Here is a 24,333-nt window from a genome sequence, read left to right as displayed (position 1 = left end):
CCCCTCCGATCCGGGCCCTTGCGCCCCAGCCTTTCACAGCGGGGCAGTGGGCCTGAGCCGACGACGGCCCGGGGCGGTCAGCAGCCGTCGTATCCGGCGGTCGGCATGGAGAGCCGACGGTGCACGCTGGCCTTCGTACCGGCGCTGTACGGCGGCTCGTCGAGTCCCGCGAGCTCCAGGCGCACGCCGCGCCGGGCGCACTCCGCGGCGAACTCGGGCACCGAGGTGAGGGCCCGCGCCAGCACCCGGTCGTTGGCGGCGACGAACAGTTCGATGTCGCCGCTCTCGACGTCCGTCCACAGGGCGTGGTGGTCGGGGCGCAGCCCGTAGAAGCGCAGTTGCCGGGTGACGACGTATCCCTTGTCGGCGGCCCAGCGGGCGCACATGGCGTGCTGGCCGCGGGTGTCCACGAGGAACGGATCGCGGTCCAGTTCTTCGAGCGGCGTGAGACTGGCGATGGCCGCCACCCGTACGTCCTGCCCGTCCCCCATGGCCGTTCCCCCCGTGCTAGGCGTAGGGGGCGACCCTACCCCTCCGGCTCCCGCGCAAAAAGGCGCGTGCCGGGACGGCGGAAGCGCGGAATACGGACACGGAGCAACTGTGCGCCCCCGCGCCGGGCGGAACCGGGCGGGGGCACAGGTGGGTGGCAGGGATCAGAGCGACGTCATGACGTGCTTGATGCGGGTGTAGTCCTCGAAGCCGTACGCGGAGAGGTCCTTGCCGTAGCCGGACTTCTTGAATCCGCCGTGCGGCATCTCGGCGACGAGTGCCATGTGGGTGTTGATCCACACGCAGCCGAAGTCGAGGTTCTTGGACATCCGCATCGCGCGTGCGTGGTCCTTGGTCCATACGGAGGACGCCAGGGCGTAGTCGACGCCGTTGGCGTACTCCAGCGCCTGGGCCTCGTCCGTGAACTTCTGGACGGTGATGACCGGGCCGAAGACCTCGTTCTGGATGATCTCGTCGTCCTGCTGGAGACCGGAGACGACGGTCGGGGCGTAGAAGTAGCCCTTCTCGCCGACCCTGTGGCCGCCCGCCTCGACCCTGGCGTGCTCCGGAAGGCGGTCGATGAAGCCGCTGACCTGGGCGAGCTGGCCAGCGTTGTTGAGCGGGCCGTACAGCACGTCCTCGTCGTCCGGCTGCCCCGTCTTCGTGTCGGCCGCGGCCTTGGCGAGCGCGGTGACGAACTCGTCGTGGACGGACTCGTGGACCAGGACCCGGGTCGCGGCCGTGCAGTCCTGGCCCGCGTTGAAGAAGCCGCCGACGATCAGGTCCTCGACCGCCTTCTCCAGGTCGGCGTCCTCGAAGATCACGGCCGGAGCCTTGCCGCCGAGCTCCAGGTGGACCCGCTTGACGTCCTTGGCCGCGCTCTGCGCGACCTGGATGCCGGCCCGCACCGAACCGGTGATGGAGGCCATCGCCGGGGTCGGGTGCTCGACCATCGCACGGCCGGTCTCGCGGTCGCCGCAGATCACGTTGAAGATGCCGAGGGGCAGCCCCAGCTCCTCCAGTACGCCGCCGATGATCTCGGCGATCAGGACGGTGGAGGCGGGGGTCGTGTCGGAGGGCTTGAGCACGACGGCGTTGCCCGCGGCGAGCGCCGGGGCGAACTTCCACACGGCCATCAGCAGCGGGTAGTTCCACGGCGCGACCTGCGCGCAGACACCGACCGGCTCGCGGCGGATGATCGACGTCGTCCCCTCCATGTACTCGCCGGCCGAGCGGCCTTCGAGCATCCGCGCCGCACCGGCGAAGAAGCGGACCTGATCGATGGCCGGGGCCAGTTCCTCGGTGCGGGTGAGGTGGAGCGGCTTCCCGGTGTCACGGCTCTCGGCGGCCACCAGCTCGTCGGCCCGCGCCTCCATCGCGTCGGCGATCCTGAGCAGGGCCAGCTGCCGTACGGACGGGGTGGTGTCCCGCCAGACGGGGAACGCGGCAGCGGCGGCGGCCATCGCCGCATTGACGTCGGCCTCGCCGGAGAGCGGGGAGGTGGCGTAGACCTCGCCGGTGCCGGGGTCCACGACGTCGAGGGTGCGGCCGTCCGAGGCGTCCGCGAAGACGCCGTCGATGTAATTACGGAACGTGGTGCTCATGGAACCGGTCTCTCTCATGGTCGGGCTCGTGTCGGGCGGCGGTGGAGGTGGGACGCGTGGTCAGGCGGTGATACCGGTGGGAGGCACCGTCACTCGGCCGAACGGGCGGACAGGTGCTCGTGGACGGCGGGCCAGCTGCCGTCGGCGGCACGGGCGAACACGATGGTCTCCCGCTCGTGGACGGTCTCCTCGCCGGCCCGGGTGACGATCGTGGTCTCCACGTCGTGGCTGAAGACGGCCGTGGTGCCGTAGTGCTGGACGAGCTGTCCGGTCGAGACGCAGCGCACGATGCGGAAGTCGTCCTCGGTCACCCACCGCTGCCACAGCGCCCGGTACTCGGCGGTGGAGCCGAGCCGCTGCGGGGTGGAGTGGAAGACGAAAGTGGCGTCCGGGGCGAAGGACCCGAAGTAGTCGTCGAGGCGGCCGTCGGCGAAGGCGGCGATCAGCGCGTCGGCCGCGGCCCGGACTTCGTGGACGGGGGTGGTGCTCATGTACGGCTCCTGGTGACGGGGCGTTGGGGGGCGGAGGGCCGGGCCGTTCAGCTCGCGGCGGCGGGTGCGGCGGCGACGGTCTCGTCGTCCGGGCCGCCGGTGATGGGCACGACGGCCGTGTCCGACGCCCTGACGAGTCGGGGGCCGTCCGGGCCGTACACCCCGCGCGGTTCGGGGAAGAGGGTGAGCAGGCCGAGGTAGACCACCGCCGCGAGCCCCAGGGCGACCGGCAGGGAGATGTCGGTGCCGTTCGCCAGATTGCCGAGCGGGCCGACGAACTGGCCAGGCAGGTTGGTGAACAGGAGCGCCACACCGGCGGAGAGGAACCAGGTGGACATCCCCCGCCAGTTCCAGCCGTGGTTGAACCAGTAGCGGCCACCGGTCTGACGGCGGTTGAAGACCTGGAGCGCGTCCGCGTCGTACCAGCCACGCCGGGTGACGTAACCGAGTGCCATCACGATCATCCACGGGGCGGTGCAGGTGATGATCAGCGTCGCGAAGGTGGAGATGGACTGCGCGAGGTTGAGCGCGAAGCGGCCGAAGAAGATGAAGGCGATCGACAGGGCGCCGATGAAGAAGGTCGACTGCACCCGGCTGAATCGGGTGAAGACGCTGGAGACGTCGAGGCCGGTGCCGTACAGCGCGGTCGTGCCGGTCGACAGGCCGCCGATCAGGGCGATCAGGCAGAGCGGCAGGAAATACCAGCCGGGCGAGATGGCGAGCAGTCCGCCGACGTAGTTGGGGGCGGCCGGGTCGAGGTACTTGCCGGCCTTGGACGCGATGATCGAGGCGGTGGCCAGACCGAACAAGAAGGGCAGCAGCGTGGCGATCTGGGCGAGGAACGCGGCGCCCATCACCCGGCGGCGGGGCGTCGTGGCCGGGATGTAGCGGGACCAGTCGCCGAGGAACGCGCCGAAGGAGACCGGGTTGGACAGCACGATCAGCGCGGCGCCGATGAACGACGGCCAGAAGAGCGGGTCGGCGGTCGAGGTGAAGGTACCCGCGTAGCCGGCGTCGAAGTCTCCCGCGAAGGCGAACGCGCCGAGGACGAAGAGCGCCGAGGCGGCGACCACCGCGATCTTGTTGACCATCAGCATGAAGCGGAAGCCGTAGACGCAGACCACCAGGACGAGCCCGGCGAAGATCGCGTATGCAATGCCATATGTCACGTCGGACTCGGGCAGACCGGCGAGTCGGTGGGCGCCGCCGACGAGCGCGTCACCCGAGGACCACACCGAGATCGAGAAGAACGCCACCGCGGTGAGCAGCGAGAGGAACGAGCCGACGATCCGGCCGTGCACACCCAGGTGGGCGGAGGAGGAGACGGCGTTGTTGGTGCCGTTGGTCGGGCCGAACAGCGCCATCGGGGCGAGCAGCAGCGCACCGGCGACGAGGCCGAGCAGTGTCGCCGCGAGTCCCTGCCAGAAGGACAGTCCGAACAGGATCGGGAAGGCACCCAGCACGCATGTCGCGAAAGTGTTGGCACCGCCGAAGGCGAGCCGGAAGAGATCGACCGGTCGGGCCGTGCGGTCGGCGTCGGGTATCCGCTCGACACCATTGGTCTCGACTTCGGTGATCGAGGCAGTCACGGGCGCTCCACCTTTTGTTCATGGGGACGGTCCCACAGTCTGTGGCCCTCGACGACGGTCGACAATTGTGCAGATCACAGAGCACTAGGCTGTTGTCTGTGGCCGACAACAAACTCACCGTGGAGGATCTCCTCTCCTTCCCCGCTCTCCAGCTCTCCGTGAAGGCGGGCAGCAGCGGGCTGGGGCGCTCCGTTTCCTGGGCGCACGCCAGCGAACTCGCCGATCCGACGCCGTGGCTGCTGGGCGCCGAGGTGATCATGACGACGGGCCTCGCGGTCCCGCGCACCGCCACCGGGCAGCGCGCCTATCTGGAGCGGCTCGACGACGCCGGTGTCTCCGCGCTGGCGCTCTCTGCGCAATTGCACATGCCACCGCTGCACGACGCGTTCTTCCGGGCGGCCGAGGAGCGTGGCTTCCCGGTCCTGGAGGTCCCGCTCGCCGTCCCGTTCATCGCGGTCTCCCAGGAGGTCGCCGCCTCGGTCCAGGAGGACGCCCGGCACCGGCTCGGCGCGCAGCTCCAGGTCTTCGGCTCGCTGCGCTGGCTGGTCGCCGAGGATCTGGACACACCGACGCTGCTGCGCCGTCTGGAGCGCCTGTCCGGTTACGACGTGTATCTGTGCACGCCGCAGGGGCGCCCCCTCCTGCCCGGTGTGCCGGCGCCCGAGCCGGGCGTCCTGCCCGCTTCCGTGGACGCTCCGCCGACCGTCCCCGGCGGGTTCGTGCTGCCCGTTCCGGCGCCCGGCGGCCCGGCGGGGTTCCTCGTCGCGTACGAACGGGAGGGTGCCCAGCCCGCCGGCCTCGCCGTCGTCCAGCACATCGCCACGGTGGCGGCGCTGCGGGTCGCGATGGTGCGCAACGAGCGCGAGACACTGCGCCGCGAGGGCGCGGAGACCCTGGCCGAACTCCTGCAGGAGGTACTGGACCCGGAGACGGCCCGGCGTCGGCTCGCCCGGCACGCGATCGAGGGCGACACCGTGCTGATCGTGGTGCGGCGGACCACGGACGAGGCCCTGCTGCGTTGTCTCCAGGACCACCCGCATCTGCTGCTCACCTGGGGGGCGGACCGGTATGTCCTGGGCGCGCCCCGGCTGGCGGGGGAGATCGGTGGACTGCCGGACGTGGCGGCCGGGATGAGCCGCCCGTTCCTGCCGGGTTCCGCGCTCCGGGTGGCCCAGCGCGAGGCGCTCTGGGCGGTTTCGAAGGCGGTCGAGTCGGGCCGCTCCGTGGTCCGCTACGGCGACGACTCCCTGGGCCGCTGGCTGCCCGAGGACCCGGCGGTCCTCACCGCGCTGGTCGAGCATGTACTGGGCGAGGTCCTGCGCTACGACCGGGCCCATGACTCCCAGCTGCTGGTATCCGTGCGTACGTGGATGGAGCGCGACCGCCGCACGGAGACGGCGGCGGCCGCGCTGCACATCCACCCCAACACCCTCGCCTACCGGCTGCGTCGCTTCGGTGCGCTGACCGACCGTGACATGGCGTCGACGGGGGCGCTGACGGAAGTCTGGCTGGCCATCCAGGCGGCGGGGACGCTGGGCCTCACCGACTGACCACGACCGGCCGGGACGGCAACCGGCGAGGAGCGCAACCGGCCGGGACGGCAACCGGCCGAAGCCGGGTCACCCGATCCGGTCACGGCACTAGGCTCGTTGCCAGGGCCGGAAAGAAAGAACCCGGAAACGAGGAGGCACCGCGTGCCGGTGGAAGTCACCTGGTGGGGTCATGCCACCTGCACGATCGAGGACTCCGGGGTCCGGGTGCTGACCGATCCGCTCTTCGTACGGCGCTTCGCGCATCTGCGCCGCCGCCGCGGGGAACTGCCCGGCCCCGAGGCCGCGGTCGCCGATGTCGTGCTCGTCTCCCATCTGCACTCCGACCACCTGCATCTGCCGTCGCTGGCCCGTCTCGCCCCCGGAAGCCGGCTGATCGTGCCGACGGGTGCGGTGCGCTCCGTGCCGGGGCTGCGGATGCTGCGCGCGGTGCGCGGGCTGCGCATCACCGAGGTCGGACCGGGCGACGAGGTCCGGGCCGGCGAGGTGCGGGTACGGGCGGTTCCCGCGCTGCACGACGGAAGGCGCCTGCCCATGGGCCCGCATCGCTCCCCCGCACTCGGCTATGTGGTCGAGGGCGAGGCGCGGACGTACTTCGCCGGTGACACCGGGCTGTTCGACGACATGGCCGGGGCCGTCGGTCCGGTGGATGTGGCCCTGCTGCCGGTGGGCGGCTGGGGTCCGTATCTGGGCCACAGCCATCTGGACGCGGGCCGGGCGGCGCAGGCGCTGGCCCGGCTGGCACCGCGGTCGGCCGTTCCGGTGCACTACGGCACGTACTGGCCGGTCGGGATGGACGCGGTCAGACCCCACGAGTTCCACTCACCGGGCGACGAGTTCGTCCGCAAGGCGGCGCAGCTGGCACCGGAGGTGGCGGTGCACCGGCTTTCGCACGGCGAACAGGTGCGGCCGGAGGCCGCCAGGTGATCCAGGAGGTTGTGAGACAGCTGCCCCCCGAGTCGACACAGCAGGCCCTCGGATATCCGTCCTTGTTCCTGCTGGTGGCGCTGGGCGCACTGGTGCCCGTGGTGCCGACGGGGGCGCTGGTGAGTTCGGCCGCGGTGGTGGCGCTGCACCAGTCGTCGCCGTTCTCGCTGCTGATCGTCTTCGGGGTGGCGTCGGCCGCCGCGTTCCTCGGGGACATCTGTCTGTACTGGCTCGGTCAGCGCGGGGTGCGGTCGAAGAACGGTTCGAAGTGGCTGCGGGCGATCCGTGACCGGGCCGCTCCGGAGCGGCTGGCGCAGGCACAGCGGAAGCTGGACGAGCACGGCGCGATGGTGCTCGTGCTGTCGAGGCTGGTACCGGCGGGACGGATTCCGGTGATGCTGGCCTGTCTGCTGGGCCGGATGCCGCTGCGCCGGTTCGCCCGGGGGGACGTGCCGGCGTGCCTGGCGTGGGCGGCGACGTACCAGCTCATCGGAATACTGGGCGGTTCGCTCTTCCCCGAGCCGTGGCAGGGCGTGGTCGCGGCGGTGGGCCTGACGCTGCTGATCAGCGGGGCGCCGGCGGTGTGGCGCAGGACGCGGGCGCGGTTCAGCCACTGATCGTGCGGGGTACCGGCTCCAGCACGCGGGAGCCGCCGATCGGCAGGTCCCAGAGCCGTGTCCGGGGGTGTCCGGCCCGCTGCCAGGCGGTGCGCAGCCGGGCCAGCGGTTCGAGTACGGGCTCCGCGGAGAGCACGAAGGTCGCCCAGTGCATGGGCGCCATCGCGTGGGCGCCGAGGTCCTCGTACGCCTGCACGGCCTCCTCCGGATCGGTGTGCACGTCGCCGAGCCACCAGCGGGGTTCGTACGCCCCGATCGGCAGCAGTGTCAGATCGATCCCGGGGTACCGGCGGCCGATCTCGCCGAACCAGTGGCCGTATCCGCTGTCCCCGGCGAAGTGGATGCGCTGCCCGCCGCGGTCGGCCGTGTCGATGATCCAGCCGCCCCAGAGGGAGTGGCAGGTGTCGGTGAGGGTCCGCTTGGACCAGTGATGGGCGGGGACGAAGTCGAAGCGGACGTCGCGCAGGCGGGCGGATTCCCACCAGTCGAGTTCGGTGACGCAGGTGAAGCGGCGACGGCGGCACCAGCGACCGAGCCCGGCGGGGACGAACAGCGGGGTGTCCCTGGGCAGCCTGCGCAGGGTGGGGGCGTCGAGGTGGTCGTAGTGGTTGTGGCTGATCACGACGGCGTCGACGCGTGGCAGGTCCTCCCAGCGGACGCCGACCGGTGTGATCCTCGGCGGGGTGCCGAGAATGCGCCGGGACCATACGGGGTCGGTGAGGACGGTCAGTCCGCCGGTGCGGACGATCCAGCTGGCGTGCCCGGCCCAGGTGACACAGGTGGTGTCCGCCGGGGTGGCTGGCAGGGGTTCGGGGGCGTACGGGAGCCGGTGGACGCCACGCAGCCCCTCCGTGTTGGGCCGCAGCGCGCGTTCACGGGCCAAGCGAGACATGCTCATGACACCAGGGAGAGGTGTGGTGAGCCGGTCGGCGAAGGACTTGGGCCAGACCCGTACCTCGCCGAGCGGGCGCGGTCCGACGACCTCGCCCTGGGCGATCCGGCGGGCGGGGGCGGTCCCGGCCGAGGAGTGCTCGGTCTGTTCCGTCATCGAGAAACTCCCGTCTCGGTTCGGCGTCTCGGTACCGGCGCCCGGTCCGTCATCGGAGTTCGTCGAGAGCCGCTGCGAAAATGCTCAGGGCTTGAGCCACGTGCGGCAATTCCAGGGGCTCCACAGCGGTGAGGGACTCCGTCTGCTGCTCCGGCGTCGTCCCGAGCAGCGTCCCGGTGCCCAGCCGTACGCGCAGCGCACCCAGTTCGTCGCCGAACCGGTGGCCTCCGGGCGTCGGCGCGCCGAGGCGTTCGGTCAGGTACTCCTCCAGCTCCAGCGAGTCCGTGACGCCCCGGTCCGCCAGCCGCGATCTGAGCGGACCGAGGTCGGCGTAGAGATGGCGCCCCGCCTGCGGGGGCCTGGCGAGCGCGCCCGACGCGAGGACCGCGCGGTGGGCCGCCGCGGCGATCCGCGCGTGGAGCGCGGCGGCCCGGCGGACCCGCTCCGTGACGGCATCCGGTTCGCGCAGCGCGTGGGCGGCGGCCATGGCGACGGGTCCCGCGACGAGCGCACCGAGTGCGGTGAGGATGTCGAGGGTACGGGCGTGGCGCACCGCCGCCCGCTCGGTGTCGGGAAACCGGGCGACCGCGACCGGCCAGGAGGACGGGGTGAGCGCGCCGGCGAGGTCGCAGACGACCGTGACGTCGTCCGGGCACATTTCGGCCGGGCTGAGCAGGACCGTGTCGTGCGGCCGGTGCAGGGTGTCGCGCCAGGTCTCGTCGCTGACGATGTGCAGCCCCTCGGCGACCGCGGCCTCGCACGCCTCACGCACGAGTTCCGGCGGGGCGACCGTGGCGGTCGGGTCGTCGACGACGGAGATCAGCAGCAGCCGGGGCCGGCCGCCCTCGGCGCGCACTCTGCGCACGGTCTCCAGCAGCGCGTACGGATCGGGCACTCCGCCGCACTCGGCCGGGGTCGGCACATGGTAGGCGGGCCTGCCCAGCAGCCGGGCCTGCGGAATCCAGGTCGCCGTGCAGGGGCGTGGCATGAGCACGTCGCCGCCGTGGGCGGCGATCAGCGCGAGCAGCAGCGGCGAGGCACCTGGGGCGGCGGCGACACCCTCCGGGGTGCCGTGCAGCCCACGCCGCGCCCAGTAGGCGGTCGCGGCCTCACGCAGGGCGTCGCCGCCACCGGTCGGTTCCGGTGCGCCGCGGCCGGCCGCGGCGGCGAGCACCTCGGCCAGCTCGGACAGGACGGGCAGACCGGGATCGGGGGCGGGCGGCCCGTACCGGACGGGGCCGCGGTCCTCCCGTACGCGACGCGCCCCTCCGCCGCCCTTCTGCCGCCGCCCCGCCCGTCCGGTCCGCTCGGTCCGCTCCCGCGCCATCCGGGCCTCCTTCGCCACCGCCCTGTCGTCTCGCACTCAGGGCCTTTGAGCACACAGGGCCCTTTATACGAGGGATCCACCGGCGGCGCCCGCCCAGCTGAGCCGTCACCGGTGGGAGGCGGCGAGCCGGCGAAGCGGGGAATCGAGGGGCCGGGGAGTCAGGGAAGCGGGCAGCCGGGGAGGCGGGCTCAACCCGCGAAGGCCGTACCGGGCAGCCCGCGCCCCGCGTCCGGCAGCACCAGCAGCGAACCGGAGAGCGGATGCGGTGCGGCGAGCCCGGAGCGGGCCGAGGTGATGTAGAGATCGCGCAGGTCCGCACCGCCGAAGGCGCAGGCCGTCGGGCGCTGCACCGGCAGGGCGACCGTCCGGTCCAGGCCGCCGTCGGCCGTGTAGCGGCGGACCGCGGCGCCGTCCCACAACGCGACCCAGACGGCGCCCTCGGCGTCGACGGTCAGGCCGTCGGGGAATCCCGCACCCTCCTCGACGGTGGCGAACGGACGCCGGTTCACGGCGCGCCCGCCGTCGAAGTCGAAGACGTCGATGCGGCGTGTGGGCGTGTCGATGAAGTACATCAGCCGCCCGTCCGGGCTCCACCCGATGCCATTGCTGCAGGCCACGACGGGCAGCACCGAAGTGACCGCGCCATCGGGCGCGATGCGGGCGAGGCTGCCGCCGGTCTCCGCGCCGTCGTCACGCATGGTGCCCGCCCACAGCGCCCCGTCCGGAGCGACCGCCGCGTCGTTCCCGCGGCGGCCCGGCTCGGGATCGTGGACCAGCCAGCGGAAGCGGCCGTCGGGATCGTACAGTCCGATGCCCTCCCGCAGATTGACCACGAGTCCGCCGCCCGCGCGCGGTTTGGCAGCACCGACGTGCTGTTCGGTGGCCATGACCGTACGACGGGCACTCACCGGGTCGTAGGTGTGCACCCGGGCGGAGACGATGTCGACCCAGATCAGCCGACCGGTGGCCGGATCCCAGGTCGGGCCCTCGCCGAGCTCGGCCTGCTCCTGTACGGCCACATCCAGGCCTGCGGTGGTCATGTCTGCCCTTCGTGGTGGACGGGCCGGCCGACGAGCGCGTCGGCGCCGTCGAGCACGGAGCGCACCGGTTCCCTCGCGCTCCTCGGCCCGGCGAATCACGGATACGGAGAGGGAGAACGCGACGACGACACCGGTGCGGTCCCGCTGCGACGCGGCGCCACGGCCAGCATCGGGAACACAGAGTAGTCGCGCGCCACATGCCGCGACAACGCCGACACCGACGGGTGACGGGTGATGGCCGACGGACGGCACGGGGCTCGTCGGTCGGGCAGCGTGAGCGGCTGGGCCGGGACCGCCGCGAGCGGCCCGGCCGACACGAGTCCGACGGCGTCCCGACAAGGCCCTGACGGGCGGGACGGGAGTCTCTGCGGTGGACGCAGGCCCCCACGCGGCCCCGCCGACCCGGTGGCCCGCGCGCGAGCGCGCCCGCTGGTTCGGTGCGTCCGGGCGGGGTAGGCGGTGTTCCATGTCCGCACCACGCCGTACTCCGTTCACCGGCCCGTCGTCCACTTCCTTGCGCGGCCGGCTGCACCGCCGCGATCTCACCGTGTTCCACGCCCTGGCCCACCGCAACTGGCCGGGCGCCGGACCCGTGCTGCCACGGCTGAGCCGCAGCGCCGATCACGGACTGCTGTGGTTCGGGGTCGCCGCGGGCCTGGCCGCGCTGGGCGGCAGCGCACGGGCCCGGCGGGCCGCGCTGCGGGGAATCGCCTCGCTGGCGGTCGCATCGGCCACGATCAACACGATCGGCAAGGGCGCGGTGCGCAGGGAGCGTCCGCTGCTGGACACCGTGCCGGTGATACGGCAGCTCAAGCGTCAGCCGTTCACGACGTCCTTCCCCTCCGGGCACGCCGCGTCGGCCGCGGCCTTCGCCACGGGCGTGGCTCTCGAATCGAAGGGCTGGGGCGCCGTCGTCGCCCCGCTCGCCCTGTCCGTCGCCGCCTCCCGCGTCTACACCGGAGTCCACTATCCGAGCGATGTGCTGGCGGGTGCGGTGCTCGGCGTCGGGGCCACGCTGGCCCTGCGGGGTGTCGTGCCGACCCGCGGACAGCTCCCGGCACCGGGGCGACCGCCCGGCCACGCGCCCGCCCTGCCGGCCGGCCAGGACCTGGTGGTCGTCGTCAACCAGGAGTCGGGCACGGCGACCGCGACGGCCTCGCTGGTACGGGACGCGCTGCCGCGCGCCGCGGTGGTGGAGTGCGCCCCCGAGGAGCTCCCGGCCGAGCTGGAGAAGGCGGCGGGCCGGGGCCGGGCGCTGGGGGTCTGTGGCGGGGACGGCACGGTCAACCGGGCCGCGGCCGTCGCCGCCGTGCACGGTCTGCCGCTCGCCGTGTTCCCCGGCGGAACGCTGAATCATTTCGCGTACGACCTGGGCATCGAGACGGTGGACGACACGTGCGCCGCGCTGACCGCGGGCGATGCGGTCAGGGTCGACCTCGGCCGCTTCCGGCCCGGCCCCGAGGGACCGGGAGGCGCGCACGGCTACTTCCTGAACGCCTTCAGCCTCGGCGTCTATCCCGAACTGGTACGGACGCGTGAGCACTGGGCCCCGCGTATCGGAGGCTGGCCGGCGGGCCTGGTCGCGGCGTGGAAGGTGCTGCGGGGCGAGCGTCCGCTGGAGGCCGAACTGGAGGGGCGGCGGCGCCCGTTGTGGCTGCTGTTCGTGGGCAACGGGCTGTTCCAGCGCGTCGGTCCGGCGCCCGGACGGCGGCACGACCTCGGGGACGGCCTGCTGGATGTGCGGGTGGTGCACGGTGGCCGCACACCGGGCCTGCGGCTGCTCGCCGCCGCCTTCGCGGGACCGCTGACCCGCTCCCCCGTACATGCGGCGGAACGGCGCCGAAAGGTGCGGATCGCCGGCCTGCGACCTGGTACGCCCTACGCGTACGACGGCGAAGTGGCCTACAGCAAAAACGAGTTGATGATCGACAAGCTCCCGGAGGCGCTGACGGTGTACTGCCCGATGACGAGGTGAAGGAGCCTGCCGGAATCCGCCGCGCGCAGGCGAACCAGGGCGGCCGACCGACAGTCGGCCGCCGCCGGCTCACGCACTGACCACGCCTGTCCACATGACAAGACCCCTATCTCATTATTCGGCATCCGGGCGTACGGTGGCCGTACCGATCAGCGAGAAAGGATCCACGGCCATGCCGAAGGAGACCGCCGTCTACACCCACGGCCACCACGAGTCGGTGCTGCGCTCGCACCGCTGGCGCACCGCCGCCAATTCCGCGGCCTACTTGATCGATGAGCTCCGCCCCGGCATGACCGTGCTGGACGTGGGCTGCGGACCCGGCACCATCACTGCGGATCTGGCCGCACTGGTCGCCCCCGGCCGGGTGACCGCCGTCGACACCTCCCGGGAGGTCCTGACCTGCGCGGCCGAGGCCGCGGCCGAACGCGGCCTGGACAATGTCGAGTTCGCCACCGCCGACGTGCACGCCCTGGACTTCCCCGACGACTCCTTCGACGTCGTCCATGCCCATCAGGTGCTCCAGCACGTGGGCGATCCGGTGCGGGCGCTGCGCGAGATGCGGCGCGTCTGCCGTCCCGGCGGCATCGTCGCCGCCCGCGACAGCGACTACGCGGCGATGACCTGGTACCCCGACGCGCCCGGCATGGATTCCTGGCAGGAGCTGTACGGCCGGGTGGCCCGAGCCAACGGCGGCGAACCGGACGCGGGCCGCCGGCTGCTCTCCTGGGCCCGCCGGGCCGGCTTCACCGACATCACCCCGACCGCGGCCAACTGGTGCTTCGCCACCCCGGAGAACCGCGCCTGGTGGAGCGGACTGTGGGCGGACCGTACGGTCGGCTCGGTGTACGCGGAGCAGGCCGTGGACGGCGGCCACGCGAGCGCCGAGGAACTGGCGGCGATCGCCACGGCCTGGCGGGAGTGGGGCACGCGGGACGACGCCTGGTTCATGGTCCCGCACGGCGAGGTGCTCTGCCGGGCCTGATCACCGCCAACTACCCTTGCCCACATGGATATTCTGGGAACCACGCTGCGCATCTGTGTCGACGACCTGGAGGCCGCGGTGGCCTTCTACGAGGACCTCACAGGCAGTTCCGCACTGCGCTTCGAGCGCGGCGGGGTCTCGGTCGCCGCGGTCAGCTGCTTTCTGCTGATGAGCGGCCCGGAGCCGGAGCTGGAGATCCTGCGCAAGGTGACGGCGACGATCGCGGTCAAGGATGTCGGCGAAGCCCACGCCTCCCTCACCCGTGTCGGCGCCCGGATCCTCGCCGGACCGGTGCCGACGCCGGTGGGCCGCAATCTGATCGCCGTCCACCCGGACGGCTCGGTCTTCGAGTACGTCGACCGGAACCTGACCGTTTGACGGGCGCTCGTCCGGCCCGCGCCCGTCCGCCCGACCGGTATCGGCCGTGCCACGGCCGCCCCCGACCCGTGGCCACCCGGCTCATGGCCGTCCCTGTCCCGCCTCCCCGCCCGCGCCGGTCGCGGCGGGACGAGGCGGGGCGGGACCGGGCGGGGCGGGGCGGCCTTCGCCGTCAGGTCCTGGGGCGCATCCGGTAGTTGTATCTGTCCGGCAGCGGCTCGTCGGTGAGCTCGGCCCACACCTCGTCCAGGATTTCCGCGCCCTCCCGCAGATCCGCCACCTCGAAGCCCTCGTCGAAGACGGCCCGAGCGGCGGCACGGTCGCCCTCGACGATCAGCAATCGCGCCTCCAACAGGCGGAAACGGCCGCGCTGTCGATGCTCCGTGCACAGGCCGTTCCACACCCCCCGGGCCGCTTCGGGGAGCCCTGCCGTCAGCAGCGCCTCCATCGCCTCGCGGGCGAGCGCCGCCATGGCGGACATCCAGGCGTCGCCGTCACCGTCGGGGCGTTCCGCGCACAGGCCGTCGAACGCCTCGGCGTAGAGCTCCGCGGCCCTGTCCCACTGGGCGCCCTCCTCGGCCGCGACGGCGAGGCAGCGCAGCAATGGCCAACGGGACGTGGCGAGGGCCAGTCCGCGCTCCCAGCTGCGGACCGCCTGGGCGCGGTCGCCGGCGTGCCACTGGGCGACGCCGAGGTGGTATTCGGTAAGGGGTTCGGCGGAGGCCGTCTCCAGCATGTCGCGCCAGTGCGCGGAGACCAGGGAGGGGCCGGGCGGAACCGGCCCGCGCGGTGCGGGAAAGGCCCCTTGTTCCAGCAACTCCAGCCAGGGTTGCTGCTGTTCACCGAGAGTCGACTCGGCGAACGGTGTGCCGGGGAGCCGGTGCTTACCACGCCGGACTTCGAGGGCACCCCAGCCGGAGCCGGTGGCGAGCGACTCGCCGGGCTCGGTGTCGGCACACGGGTGCCAGGCGGCGTACGCGGCATCGACGTCGGCGCGCGGCAGCGCCTCGGCGAGCCGCCGCTCGGTCTCGGCACGGGCCGCCGCCCAGTCGTCGCCGTGCACGGCCGCGGGGTCCGCGGACAGGGGTCCGTACGACTCCAGCCAGCTGAACTCGGCGCCCGGTGCAAGGGGAATGTGTTCCAGCTGGGTGCGGGCGAGTCCGGCCTGGATCTCGGCGTAGCCGACGGTGCCCGGCTCGGTGAGCCACTCCTGCCAGCGCCGCCCGCCCGGTCCGCTCCCCCACAGGAACAGCTTCCGGCCGCGCAGCAGGTCGGTGGACGTCTGGACGAGTCCCCTCCCGTCCTCGTCGAGGGAGGCGATCCAGCGGCGCGAGCCGTCGGGCACCTCGTAGAAGTAGTCGGCGGGGAAGTCGCCGCGCAGGGGGTACGTACGGTCGACGTGGCCCGACTCGGGGACCGGGACCCGGGTCAGGGTCCGCTCGTAGCCGAAGTGCCACGCCTCGTCGGCCGGGGCCAGCACGCGGGTGCGTTCGCCTTCGGGTACGGCGATGTTGGACCACCAGTAGACCGGTGCGGTGTGCTCGTGCGGATTGCGTATCCGTACGCCGACATGCAGGAAGTCCGAGTCCTCGGGCAGCCAGAGGTCCACCTGGAACGGCAGGTCGCGCAGCCGCTCCCACTCCCACAGGCGGACCATGTCCCCGCCGTCGGGCGCGGGCACTCGGGCTGCGTGCACCGGGGCGCAGGACAGGGTGGTGTGGCCCGTGGCGCCGATGTTCCATTCGATGCCGCCGGAGAACCAGGCTCCGTTGAGCGCGAAGTCGGCGGGCTGCAGGACGGGGTTGGTGTAGAGGAGTTCGCGGCCGGTGGGCTTGTGGTGGAGGGAGTGGATGCGTCCGCCGAGTCCGGGCAGGACGGTGGCTCGCAGCCGCTCGTTCTCGATGACGATCGCGTCCAGCGCGGTGGGGGCGCGTCGGCGGCCGTACCCGTCGAGGACGCGCACCGGCAGCACGGTGGCCAGTGGCTCGTAGCCGATCTGGCGTGCCATGTCACGTGGCAGGCCGGCTCGGTCACGGTCGTCGACGACATGCATCTCGTCGAGCGGCCGCAGAGCGGGCAGCGGGTTCTCCGGGCCCAGTGGTGCGGCGGGCAGAGTCAGTACGGCACGTCGTACGGTCGTGGCCAAGGCAACCTCGCTCCCTCGCGCGGGCCGCCGCAGGTCCGGGCGCCCCCCGATGACCATGGAACACGCTGGACAGCGGCCCGGCCAGAGGGGTCGCCGTCAGACTTCGGCAAAAGCAGGGCCCGGCTCGGGAGACCGGAGGCCACGAACGTGCCACCCGGGACCTCTCCCCACGCTGTTTCGCGTGTGTCTCGTCCCCGTCGCCGTGGCCTGGGCGCTCGACGGTGGACATCGTCGTCTCGCTCATCCGTGCCGACCTGGCTGCTCGGGGCGGGAACCGGCCCGGCCTCTTCCGGGGAGTGGGCTCCCTGGAAGAGGATGCGCCGGTACCGGCCCGCTCAGCCGAGGTCCATCTCCGGCTCGTACATGTCCAGCCACATCGCGAGGTCCAGGGTGCGCTCCAGCCCACGACGGGAGGCCGAGGTGATCCCGGGCGCGTCGTGTTCGGCCACCCGTTGCAGCCGGTCACGGTCGATGAGGTCGAAGACCCGGTGGTCCGGGCGCGCGAGCAGGTCGCGGGCGTGCTCCTGGAGTGCGACGGCGTACTTCGGGTCCTGGGTCGACGGATAGGGGCTCTTGGTCCGCTCGTACACGGACCGGGGCAGCAGGTCCGCGGTGGCCTCGCGCAGCAGGCTCTTCTCCCTGCCGTCGAAGGACTTCAGGGCCCAGGGGGTGTTGTAGACGTACTCGACGAGCCGGTGGTCGCAGAACGGCACCCGGACCTCCAGGCCGACGGCCATGCTCGCGCGGTCCTTGCGGTCGAGCAGGATGCGAACGAACCGGGTCAGGTGGAGGTGGCAGATTTTGCGCATGCGGTACTCGAAGTCGCTCTCGCCGGTGAGCCGTTCGATGCCGGCGACGGCGGAGTCGTAGCTGTCGCGGATGTACGCCCGCAGGCCGAGTGCCTGGTTCACGTCGTCGCGGAGCATGCCCGCGTCCTCGCCGAAGTGCTCGGCGAAACGCACCAGCCAGGGGAACGTGTCGGCTTTCCGGGCCTCCTCGTCGAAGAACTGGAGGTAGCCGCCGAACACCTCGTCGGCCGACTCCCCGGACAGCGCGACGGTCGAGTGTTCGCGGATGGCCCGGAAGAGCAGGTAGAGCGAGGCGTCCATGTCGCCGAGACCCATCGGGATGTCCCGGGCCCTGATCATCCGGGCGCGCACCTCGGGGTCAGCGAGGGCGTCCGGATCGAGCACGATGTCACGGTGGATGGTGCCCGCCTCCCGTGCCACGTCGTGAACGAACGGGGTGTCGGGAGTGGTGCGCAGTTCGTCGGCCACGAAGTTCTCGGTCCGCCCGACGAAGTCGACGGCGAAGGTGCGGACCTTCTCACCGCTCCTGGCGAGCTGTTGGGCGGCGAGCAGGGTGACCGCGGACGAGTCGAGGCCGCCGGAGAGCAGGACGCAGCGGGGTACGTCGGAGACCAGTTGCCGGCGCACGATGTCGTCGAGCAGCGTCCGCACCCGGGCGACCGAGGTGTCCTGGTCGTCGGTGTGCGGGCGGGTCTCCAGCCGCCAGTAGACGTGCCGGCGCAGACCGCCGCGGTCGACGGTGACGACCGTGCCGGGCTGCACCTCGTACATGCCGTCCCACACGGCGTGGCCGGGGGTCTTGACGAGGGTGAAGAGCTCCCGGAGCCCGTCGAGGGTCACGCGGGGCCGGGCCAGCGGGTTGGCCAGGATGGCCTTGGGTTCCGAGCCGAAGAGCACTCCGTCGGCCGTCGGCCAGTAGTAGAAGGGCTTGACGCCCATCCGGTCGCGGATCATGACGAGCTTGTCGTGGCGGCCGTCCCAGAGGGCGAAGGCATACATGCCGTTGAGCCGTTCGGCGAGGGACTCGCCCCACTCCAGGTAACCGTGCAGGACGACCTCGGTGTCCGAGTCGGTGAGGAAGCGGTGCCCGCGGGCGGTCAGTTCCGTGCGCAGTTCAGTGAAGTTGTACGCCTCGCCGGAGTAGACCAGGGCGACATCGCCCTCCGGTGTGCCGACCGTCATGGGCTGGCGTCCGCCGGGCAGGTCGATGATCGCGAGCCGACGGTGACCGAGCCCCGCGTGTTCGGCCGTCCAGGTGCCCCGGTCGTCGGGGCCCCGGCAGGCCATGGTCTCCGTCATCGCGTCCAGCGTCGCCATGTCCGCGGCTGCCCGCAGATCGCGGTCGAACGAGACCCAGCCGGCAATGCCACACATACGCGTCCTCCCGATTCGGTCCCGGCCGGGAGAGCGGTCCGTACGCACGGTGCCGTCCCTTGGGCGGCATGCCGAAGGCGGAGGCCCGGCAGAACCAGTTGTATCCAGCAGCTATGTATCGAGCCTGTGCCTGCGATTGCGTACGGTCAACACGGTCGTCACATGGATGGAGGCCGGCTCCTCGTACTTTCGGCCGCCGCTTTCCCCTTCCTATACGGGACCACCATGCTTCGCAGCCCGTAAGGAAAGGGCCCGCGGGCTCCGAAGGCGGCCCGAATCAGCCACGGGCAAAGACTTTCCCAACCCCGGGATGAGCCGGTGGAGGGCACTCGGCGGTCTGCGGACGGTCCGGTACGGCCGATCAGGGTGACTGATCCGGGTGACCTGTCCGGCGGACCCGCTCGATAGGCTGGTCAGGACCTTGTCCACGTCGGTGACCTGCGGTGTCCCGGGCGGTCCGCCGCCGGGGACACCCGGCCGACCGGCTGATCCGGAGTACCGCGTGCCCCTGCCGCTCACTGTCGCCGTCGCCCAGCCCGGCTGCGCCCCTCTCGACATCGCCGCCAACGCCGCGGCCCACGCGGAGGCGGTCAGCCGGTCGGGGGCACGACTGGTCGTCTTCCCGGAACTGTCCCTCACGGGCTACGACCTCGCTGCTCCTGCCGTGTCCCCCGACGACCCGCGCCTGCGCCCGCTCGTCACGACGTGCCACGAGTCGGGGGCGACGGCCCTGGTCGGGGCGCCGGTGCGCGCGGCGGACGGGCGTGAACACATCGCCACCCTGGCCGTGACCGGCGAGGGTGCCGCCGTCGTCTACCGCAAGATGTGGCTGCACGGTGCGGAGTCCGACCGCTTCGCCCCCGGTGAGCGGCCCGAGGTCCTGGTCGTCGACGGGCTGCGGCTCGGGCTGGCGGTGTGTTACGACGCCGCCGTTCCCGAGCACGCCGCGGCCACGGCCGCACTGGGCATCGACGCATACGTGGCGAGCACGCTGTACGGTTCCGGGCCCGAGCAGGCCGCTCGGCGGGACGGGCACATGAGCCGGTCGGCGCTCGCCCATGACGTGTGGGTGGTGCTGGCCACCTCGGCGGGACCGAGCGGGGTGTACGCCCACACGTCGGGCGGCTCCGGCATCTGGGCACCGGACGGGACCCCGGCCGTGCAGGCCGGGCCCGAACCGGGCGCCGTGGTGTCCACGACCCTCAGCACGGGCCGGGCCGTCGCCCAGGCGCGCAGGCTCAGTGGGTGATGCCGGCAACGTGCCTGGGCTTTCGGGAGTCAGTGGCCGTCTGAGAGCCTGTCGGGCGGCCTTCGATCGGACAGCGGACGCGGTCTGGTGCGTGCGATTCCAAGGCGCCGGGATGTCCTCGGACGGGGTCTCCCCTGCTCGAACGAAGCTGAGAGCTCGGGGATGGAGCTACCAGGGCATTTCGGCAACGCGGGAGGGGGTCCCCCCGGCCCTCAAGGCCTTGGGGGAGTGCGTGCCAGGGCGTGGCCGCCCGATCAGAGGCCGCCCGACAGGCTCCGAGGCAATGCGACGGTGGCCGCGACGTGGTTCGTCGCCCAGGACGGGAGCCAGTTGTCCCGGGGAGGCTCGCCGGACTTGCGATGTGGTTGATGACTGCCCCTGGTGCGGGACTCGGTGTGGTCCCGCAGAGGTCGTCACCACCGTCGGTGCACGGTGGCTTTGGTGCCGGTCACCAGGCTTGCCGGCGGAACGTCATCGGCCACGACCGCGCCGGCGGCGACCACGGCATCACGGCCGATGCTGACGCCGGGCAGGATCGTGGCACCGGCACCGATCCACACGTTCTCCGCCACGTCGATGGGCGCGCCGGTGAGGTACAGCCGCCGCTCCTCGGGATCAACCGGGTGGCCGCTGGTGATGAACGTGACCTTCGGGCCGACCATCACGCGCTCACCGAGCCGGATGCCGGCGTAGTCCAGGAACGTGCAGTTCTGGTTGATGAACACGCGCTCGGCGAGGTCGAGGTGGAGACCGTGTTCCGTGTAGAAGGGAGGATAGATCGTGACTCTCGGCGGCAGCGGCTTGCCGAGAATCTGTTCGAAAAGTTCCGCCTTGCCTTCTTCGTCCTCGAAAGGCAGGACGTTCAGGCGGGAGGTGAGCTCGGTGACCCGCAGGACCCTCTCGGCCATGGCCTGGAACTCTGCGCTGTGAATGCGCATGAGACGGTCGCTCGACATGCCACAACCCTTTCTGGTGTACCGGTAACTGGATGAGACTCGCCCTTGGGCGCTGGTGGAGGCGGCTGTCAGCAGCCGGTCGAGTCACCTTTGCCGGGGTGGGACCTGCGAGCATGCGCGATGTCGCTGTCGCCGCGTCGTGGCGTCGTTGCCCAGGACGGGAGCCAGGCCGTCTCAGGGACCCTTGGCAGGCTTCCGAGGTGGGTGATGATGCCACGAAGTCCTGGGTGTGGATTCGTTCTGGGGAGGATGAGCGAGAGTGGGTATGCGAGGGTCGGATTCACGACAGGGATGCGACGCAGGTCGTAGTTCGTCGGCCAGATGTACCGGTCGCGTGCCCCAACGAGGGTGGCCACGTCCGCGGAGTCCGCGAGGGTGTCCAGGAGTACTTCGTCTCCGAAGTGCGGGCCTGCGGCGTCGATACGCAGGTCGAAGTGGGTGGCGAGCTGATCGTAGAACTCCGCCCATTCGCTACGGGGCGCGATACCCGGCACCCAGATCCGGTGCTTACGCAGCTGCCGCGGCGTCAGTCTTCGCGCGGAGGCGAGCGGATGTCTCGGGCCGACGAGAAGTTCCAGCGGGGAGTCGAACGCGTGGATCATTCGCACGCCGGGCGGCAGTGTGGCCGGGTCGGTGACGGAGCGGAACGAGGCGTCGATGTCGCCCGCTTCGACGGCGGCGACCGCCACACGTGGGTCGTCGACTCTGAGCGTCACCACGTCGAGATCGGTTTCGGGACGCGACCGCCAGTAGTCGTGCAGAACCACGGCCTGCGCGCTTCGCAAACCGAGAACGTCGATCCGAAGGGCCCGGGAGCCCGGCCTGACCGCGGTGATGGCACGCTCGACACCCGCGACGATGCTGCGCGCGTGGGGGAGAAACGCCTGACCATCGAGCGTCAGCTCAACCCCTCGGGCGGTACGTGTGAACAGTCGCACGTCCAGCTCGTGCTCCAGGGCGGCGATCCGCTTGGAGACTGCCTGCTGTGTCACGCCCAGCTCATCGGCCGCATGTTGGAACTGTCCGAGCTCGGCCGCCCGGACGAACGATCGCAGTGCTTCGGTGTCCACTGGTCCATCGTAGGCGTGCCCAACCAATCGTTGTGGCTCGCGCAGGATCGGTTGTTTCATCGCGGTCCGGGTGCTGCACTCGGCGCAAGCGTCAGCACCGTCCTGGCCTCCTACGACTGGTCGCCGTCCTGGCTCACCATCTCGGCCGTGATCGCCCACCGCTCGTGGTCTCGCCAGGCACCGTCGATGAAGAGGAAGTCCGGCGAGAATCCTTCGAGACGGAATCCGGCCCGTCGCACGAGGGCGAGCGAACCTTCGTTGCCGGGCTGGATGTTGGCTTCGAGCCGGTGCAGGCCGAGCGGTCCGAAGGCGTGCCGCAGGACCAGTTCCAGCCCTTCGCTCATCAGCCCGCGCCCCGCCGCCTGAGCGAAGGCCCCGTATCCGAGCGCGCCGCAGAGGAACCCGCCGCGGACGATGTTGTTGATGTTGATGAAACCCGCGATCCCGCCGTCGGCCCCGCCCTCACCGCCGTCCCGCTCGCCGCGCCCGCCCTCGCCGCCGTCGCGCTCGCAGACGAGGAATCCGGCCTTCGTGGGGTCATCGATCATCCGGCCCGCGTAGGCCTCGTACGAGCGGGCGTCGGCGGGCGGGGAGAGCCAGGGACTGTGCAGCCCCCGGCTCTCCCGCGCACGGGTGGTGAACTCCTCGGCGTCCGCTTGCGTGTAAGGGCGGATCGCCGTGCGCCGTCCCTCGGCCAGGTAGTCGGTTCCAGTCATCCGGCCAGCCTAAGGGCTGATCACGAGCGCCGGCGGTCCGTCGCGCAGGCGCGCCTCGGACAGTCGGAGCAGTCGGGGCCGCGCCGGTGTGATGCCGCCCTCGGCGGGTCACTCGCCCCGGTCACCGACCACCGGAAGCTCCAGCACACCGGTGTCCTCGGGGGCACTGACCACCGTGACCGGCTTGATGCCGCGGTTGCCCGAGTAGGCGCCGTCGCTGGCCGCGATGACGAATTCGAGCCGGTGGCCCGCCTCGTACCGGTGGACGATCCCCGGCAGCTGCACGGTGAACGAGCGGGTGACGTCCGGCACGCGCACCGGGGAGACGAGCCGGTTCACCAGCGTCCTGGAGCCGTCCGGTGCCACGTCGTACACCTTGGCGAACAGCACGAGCTTGTCGGCGGCGTCCCCGCTGTTCTGCACCCGCTCCGTCTTCGGCGAGACGACCTTCAGCGTGGCCTTCGGCGCACCGACGACGTCCACGGCGGCCGTCAGCGGGGCACTGCTCCAGCCCAGATAGGTGCCCTTGATGTCGTACGGCTCGGGGTCGGGCAGGCCGATGAGTCCGGCGAGCGAACTCTCCGAGTGACTGGTCGGCACGAGCCAGTTGGCGTACTGGCGGCTGCCCCGGGTGACCTTGGACCGGTTGTCTACGAGCTTGCCGTCGCCGGAGAGGTACATCTTCCGGCTCGGGGCCGGTACGCCGGTGGCGGTGCCGTAACCGCTCTTCCAGTCCCGGTAGTAGGCGAACTCCGGTCCGGTGTCGGTGTTCTTCCTGTGCTGGAGGTAGCGGTCGAACCAGGCGAGGACGCGCTGTCCGACGTAACTGGTCTCCAGATTGCCCTTGCCCAGGTCGAGTTCACCGGGTGCCTGCCCGCCGCTGTGTCCCCAGGCCTGCCAGATCATCTTGGTCGTGGTGCCCTGGGCCTTGAGGGTCCGGTACGTGGCGGTGGCCTCGTTCAGGTTGAACAGGCTGTCGGTCTGGCCCTGGACGAGCAGGGTGGGCGCCTTGACCCTGCTGAGGTAGTCGACGGGCGACACGCTGCGCGCGTAGTCGAGCATCGCGGCGGTCCGGTCCGCGGGGTAGCGGCCGGAGTTGAGCAGCCGGATGGTGTCGCAGGCCTGCGCCGCGAAGTGCAGGCAGGTGAGGCTGCCGAACCGGGACGGGTCGAGGCTCGCGTTGAGGATCGTCTGCCCCTCCCCCATCAGATAGAAGCCGTTGGTCCACTGCCACTTGAAGACACCGGCGGTGTCGGACGAGACTCCCTCGCGCGTACCGGCGTTGTTGGGAGCGAGTGCGTAGGCGAGGTCGTTCCAGGTGACCAGCGGCACGAGGGCGTCGACGCGATGGTCGACGGCCCCGGTCGCCATCTGGATGGCGCCGCCGTACGAGCCGCCGATCATGCCGACCCTGGGGTCGCCCGTGCCGTCCTTGGTGACGTAGTCGGCCTTGGTGCCGTCGTCGGCGGAGCGCGTTCCGGCGAGGAAGTCGATGAGTCCGGCGGCGGCCTTCCCGTCGATGGCCGGGTCGTCGAGCGTGATGAGGCAGCCGGACCTGCCGAAGCCGAGACCGGAGTAGACGAGGCCGACGTAGCCGCGGGAGGCGAATGCCTTGCCGATGGCGTCGGTCGAACCGTCGGATTTACTGCCGCCGAAGCCGTTGGTGGCGAGCACGGCGGGGGCGGGGTGCTGGGCGTCGACCCCGGCAGGACGGTACAGATCGGCGTCCACGGTGCAGGACCGGCCGCCCGCCTGAAGGGTGAACTTCAGCGGGGTGACGGTGTACGGGGAGCTCTCGCCGGCGCTCGCGTGCGCCGCACCGCCGAGGAACAGCGGTGCGGCGAGCGCGGCTCCGGCCGCGTACGCGACCGACTTCCGGGACAGCGTCCGGTGCCCGGACCGGGAGCGGGAAACAGCACGTGACACGAAAGCCTCCACACCGAGAGCATCTTACCGACCAGTAAGTACTGGGCCGCGCTCATGCTGTGACGCGTGT

At 71.6% G+C, this 24,333-nt stretch carries 20 protein-coding genes; 7 read left to right on the top strand and 13 right to left on the bottom strand.

Annotation, left to right across the window (positions count from 1 at the left end):
• Positions 1-77: 77 nt before the first annotated feature.
• The 4 genes from ABZ826_RS21000 to ABZ826_RS20985 form a co-directional block, all read right to left on the bottom strand.
• Positions 78-491: a hypothetical protein gene (locus tag ABZ826_RS21000; RefSeq protein ID WP_361450176.1), complete on the bottom strand. Its 414-nt coding sequence runs from the start codon at positions 489-491 to the stop codon at positions 78-80.
• A gap of 162 nt (positions 492-653) precedes the next feature.
• Complete coding sequence (locus ABZ826_RS20995) at positions 654-2,093, bottom strand: gamma-aminobutyraldehyde dehydrogenase (protein ID WP_361450173.1); 1,440 nt, start codon at positions 2,091-2,093, stop codon at positions 654-656.
• Between the two features lie 89 nt (positions 2,094-2,182).
• Positions 2,183-2,584: a nuclear transport factor 2 family protein gene (locus ABZ826_RS20990; protein ID WP_361450170.1), complete on the bottom strand. Its 402-nt coding sequence runs from the start codon at positions 2,582-2,584 to the stop codon at positions 2,183-2,185.
• 47 nt (positions 2,585-2,631) lie between these two features.
• On the bottom strand, positions 2,632-4,173 hold the full coding sequence (locus ABZ826_RS20985) for a cytosine permease (protein WP_361450167.1): 1,542 nt from the start codon (positions 4,171-4,173) through the stop codon (positions 2,632-2,634).
• A gap of 98 nt (positions 4,174-4,271) precedes the next feature.
• Between ABZ826_RS20985 and ABZ826_RS20980 the strand changes: the two genes are divergently transcribed.
• From ABZ826_RS20980 to ABZ826_RS20970, 3 genes are all read left to right on the top strand, one after another.
• Positions 4,272-5,723 (top strand): PucR family transcriptional regulator, encoded by a 1,452-nt coding sequence (locus tag ABZ826_RS20980; RefSeq protein WP_361450164.1) that lies wholly within the window; start codon positions 4,272-4,274, stop codon positions 5,721-5,723.
• A 144-nt stretch (positions 5,724-5,867) separates the two neighbouring features.
• Positions 5,868-6,650 carry an MBL fold metallo-hydrolase gene (locus ABZ826_RS20975; protein ID WP_361450161.1) on the top strand — a complete coding sequence of 261 codons (783 nt, stop codon included), beginning with the start codon at positions 5,868-5,870 and terminating at the stop codon, positions 6,648-6,650.
• A complete protein-coding gene (locus ABZ826_RS20970; protein WP_361450158.1) occupies positions 6,647-7,267 on the top strand; it encodes a DedA family protein in 621 nt (206 codons plus the stop codon). The genes ABZ826_RS20975 and ABZ826_RS20970 overlap by 4 nt, the downstream gene beginning before the upstream one ends.
• Here the strand turns inward: ABZ826_RS20970 and ABZ826_RS20965 are convergent.
• The 3 genes from ABZ826_RS20965 to ABZ826_RS20955 form a co-directional block, all read right to left on the bottom strand.
• Positions 7,257-8,315, bottom strand: a complete 1,059-nt coding sequence (locus ABZ826_RS20965) for an MBL fold metallo-hydrolase (protein ID WP_361450155.1) — start codon at positions 8,313-8,315, stop codon at positions 7,257-7,259. The two genes, ABZ826_RS20970 and ABZ826_RS20965, sit on opposite strands and share 11 nt — an antisense overlap.
• 49 nt (positions 8,316-8,364) lie before the next feature.
• Positions 8,365-9,678 carry an aminotransferase class I/II-fold pyridoxal phosphate-dependent enzyme gene (locus ABZ826_RS20960; RefSeq protein WP_361450152.1) on the bottom strand — a complete coding sequence of 438 codons (1,314 nt, stop codon included), beginning with the start codon at positions 9,676-9,678 and terminating at the stop codon, positions 8,365-8,367.
• A 152-nt stretch (positions 9,679-9,830) separates the two neighbouring features.
• Positions 9,831-10,682 (bottom strand): SMP-30/gluconolactonase/LRE family protein, encoded by an 852-nt coding sequence (locus tag ABZ826_RS20955; RefSeq protein ID WP_361450149.1) that lies wholly within the window; start codon positions 10,680-10,682, stop codon positions 9,831-9,833.
• Between the two features lie 466 nt (positions 10,683-11,148).
• Between ABZ826_RS20955 and ABZ826_RS20950 the strand changes: the two genes are divergently transcribed.
• The 3 genes from ABZ826_RS20950 (at position 11,149) to ABZ826_RS20940 (ending at position 14,017) form a co-directional block, all read left to right on the top strand.
• Complete coding sequence (locus ABZ826_RS20950; RefSeq protein ID WP_361450146.1) at positions 11,149-12,657, top strand: phosphatase PAP2 family protein; 1,509 nt, start codon at positions 11,149-11,151, stop codon at positions 12,655-12,657.
• Positions 12,658-12,829: 172 nt separating this feature from the next.
• Positions 12,830-13,639 (top strand): methyltransferase domain-containing protein, encoded by an 810-nt coding sequence (locus tag ABZ826_RS20945; RefSeq protein WP_361450143.1) that lies wholly within the window; start codon positions 12,830-12,832, stop codon positions 13,637-13,639.
• 24 nt (positions 13,640-13,663) lie between these two features.
• Positions 13,664-14,017, top strand: coding sequence for a VOC family protein (locus ABZ826_RS20940; RefSeq protein ID WP_361450140.1), 354 nt, complete (start codon positions 13,664-13,666; stop codon positions 14,015-14,017).
• A gap of 172 nt (positions 14,018-14,189) precedes the next feature.
• Here the strand turns inward: ABZ826_RS20940 and ABZ826_RS20935 are convergent, their stop codons facing one another.
• Both ABZ826_RS20935 and asnB read right to left on the bottom strand, forming a co-directional pair.
• Positions 14,190-16,163: a DUF5107 domain-containing protein gene (locus tag ABZ826_RS20935; protein WP_361450137.1), complete on the bottom strand. Its 1,974-nt coding sequence runs from the start codon at positions 16,161-16,163 to the stop codon at positions 14,190-14,192.
• A gap of 335 nt (positions 16,164-16,498) precedes the next feature.
• Positions 16,499-18,346, bottom strand: a complete 1,848-nt coding sequence (asnB, locus tag ABZ826_RS20930) for an asparagine synthase (glutamine-hydrolyzing) (protein WP_361450134.1) — start codon at positions 18,344-18,346, stop codon at positions 16,499-16,501.
• A gap of 502 nt (positions 18,347-18,848) precedes the next feature.
• Between asnB and ABZ826_RS20925 the strand changes: the two genes are divergently transcribed.
• Entirely contained in the window at positions 18,849-19,595 is a 747-nt protein-coding gene (locus ABZ826_RS20925) for a carbon-nitrogen hydrolase family protein (RefSeq protein WP_361450131.1), read from the top strand.
• A gap of 413 nt (positions 19,596-20,008) precedes the next feature.
• Here the strand turns inward: ABZ826_RS20925 and ABZ826_RS20920 are convergent, their stop codons facing one another.
• The 4 genes from ABZ826_RS20920 to ABZ826_RS20905 all read right to left on the bottom strand — a co-directional run bounded on the left by ABZ826_RS20920 (position 20,009) and on the right by ABZ826_RS20905 (position 24,221).
• Positions 20,009-20,551 (bottom strand): DapH/DapD/GlmU-related protein, encoded by a 543-nt coding sequence (locus ABZ826_RS20920; RefSeq protein WP_361450128.1) that lies wholly within the window; start codon positions 20,549-20,551, stop codon positions 20,009-20,011.
• Positions 20,552-20,619: 68 nt separating this feature from the next.
• Positions 20,620-21,621 carry a LysR family transcriptional regulator gene (locus ABZ826_RS20915; protein ID WP_361450125.1) on the bottom strand — a complete coding sequence of 334 codons (1,002 nt, stop codon included), beginning with the start codon at positions 21,619-21,621 and terminating at the stop codon, positions 20,620-20,622.
• 110 nt (positions 21,622-21,731) lie between these two features.
• The gene (locus ABZ826_RS20910) at positions 21,732-22,337 is read right to left on the bottom strand and encodes a GNAT family N-acetyltransferase (RefSeq protein WP_361450122.1); all 606 of its coding nucleotides are present in this window, start codon (positions 22,335-22,337) and stop codon (positions 21,732-21,734) included.
• Positions 22,338-22,445: 108 nt separating this feature from the next.
• Positions 22,446-24,221, bottom strand: coding sequence for a CocE/NonD family hydrolase (locus ABZ826_RS20905; RefSeq protein WP_361450212.1), 1,776 nt, complete (start codon positions 24,219-24,221; stop codon positions 22,446-22,448).
• Between the last annotated feature and the right edge of the window lie 112 nt (positions 24,222-24,333).

It is taken from the genome of Streptomyces sp. NPDC047515, assembly GCF_040643055.1.
In the GTDB taxonomy this organism is placed as follows: domain Bacteria; phylum Actinomycetota; class Actinomycetes; order Streptomycetales; family Streptomycetaceae; genus Streptomyces.
The sequence above is the reverse complement of the archived record's forward strand: the minus strand, read 5'-3'. Positions and strand labels throughout refer to the sequence as shown.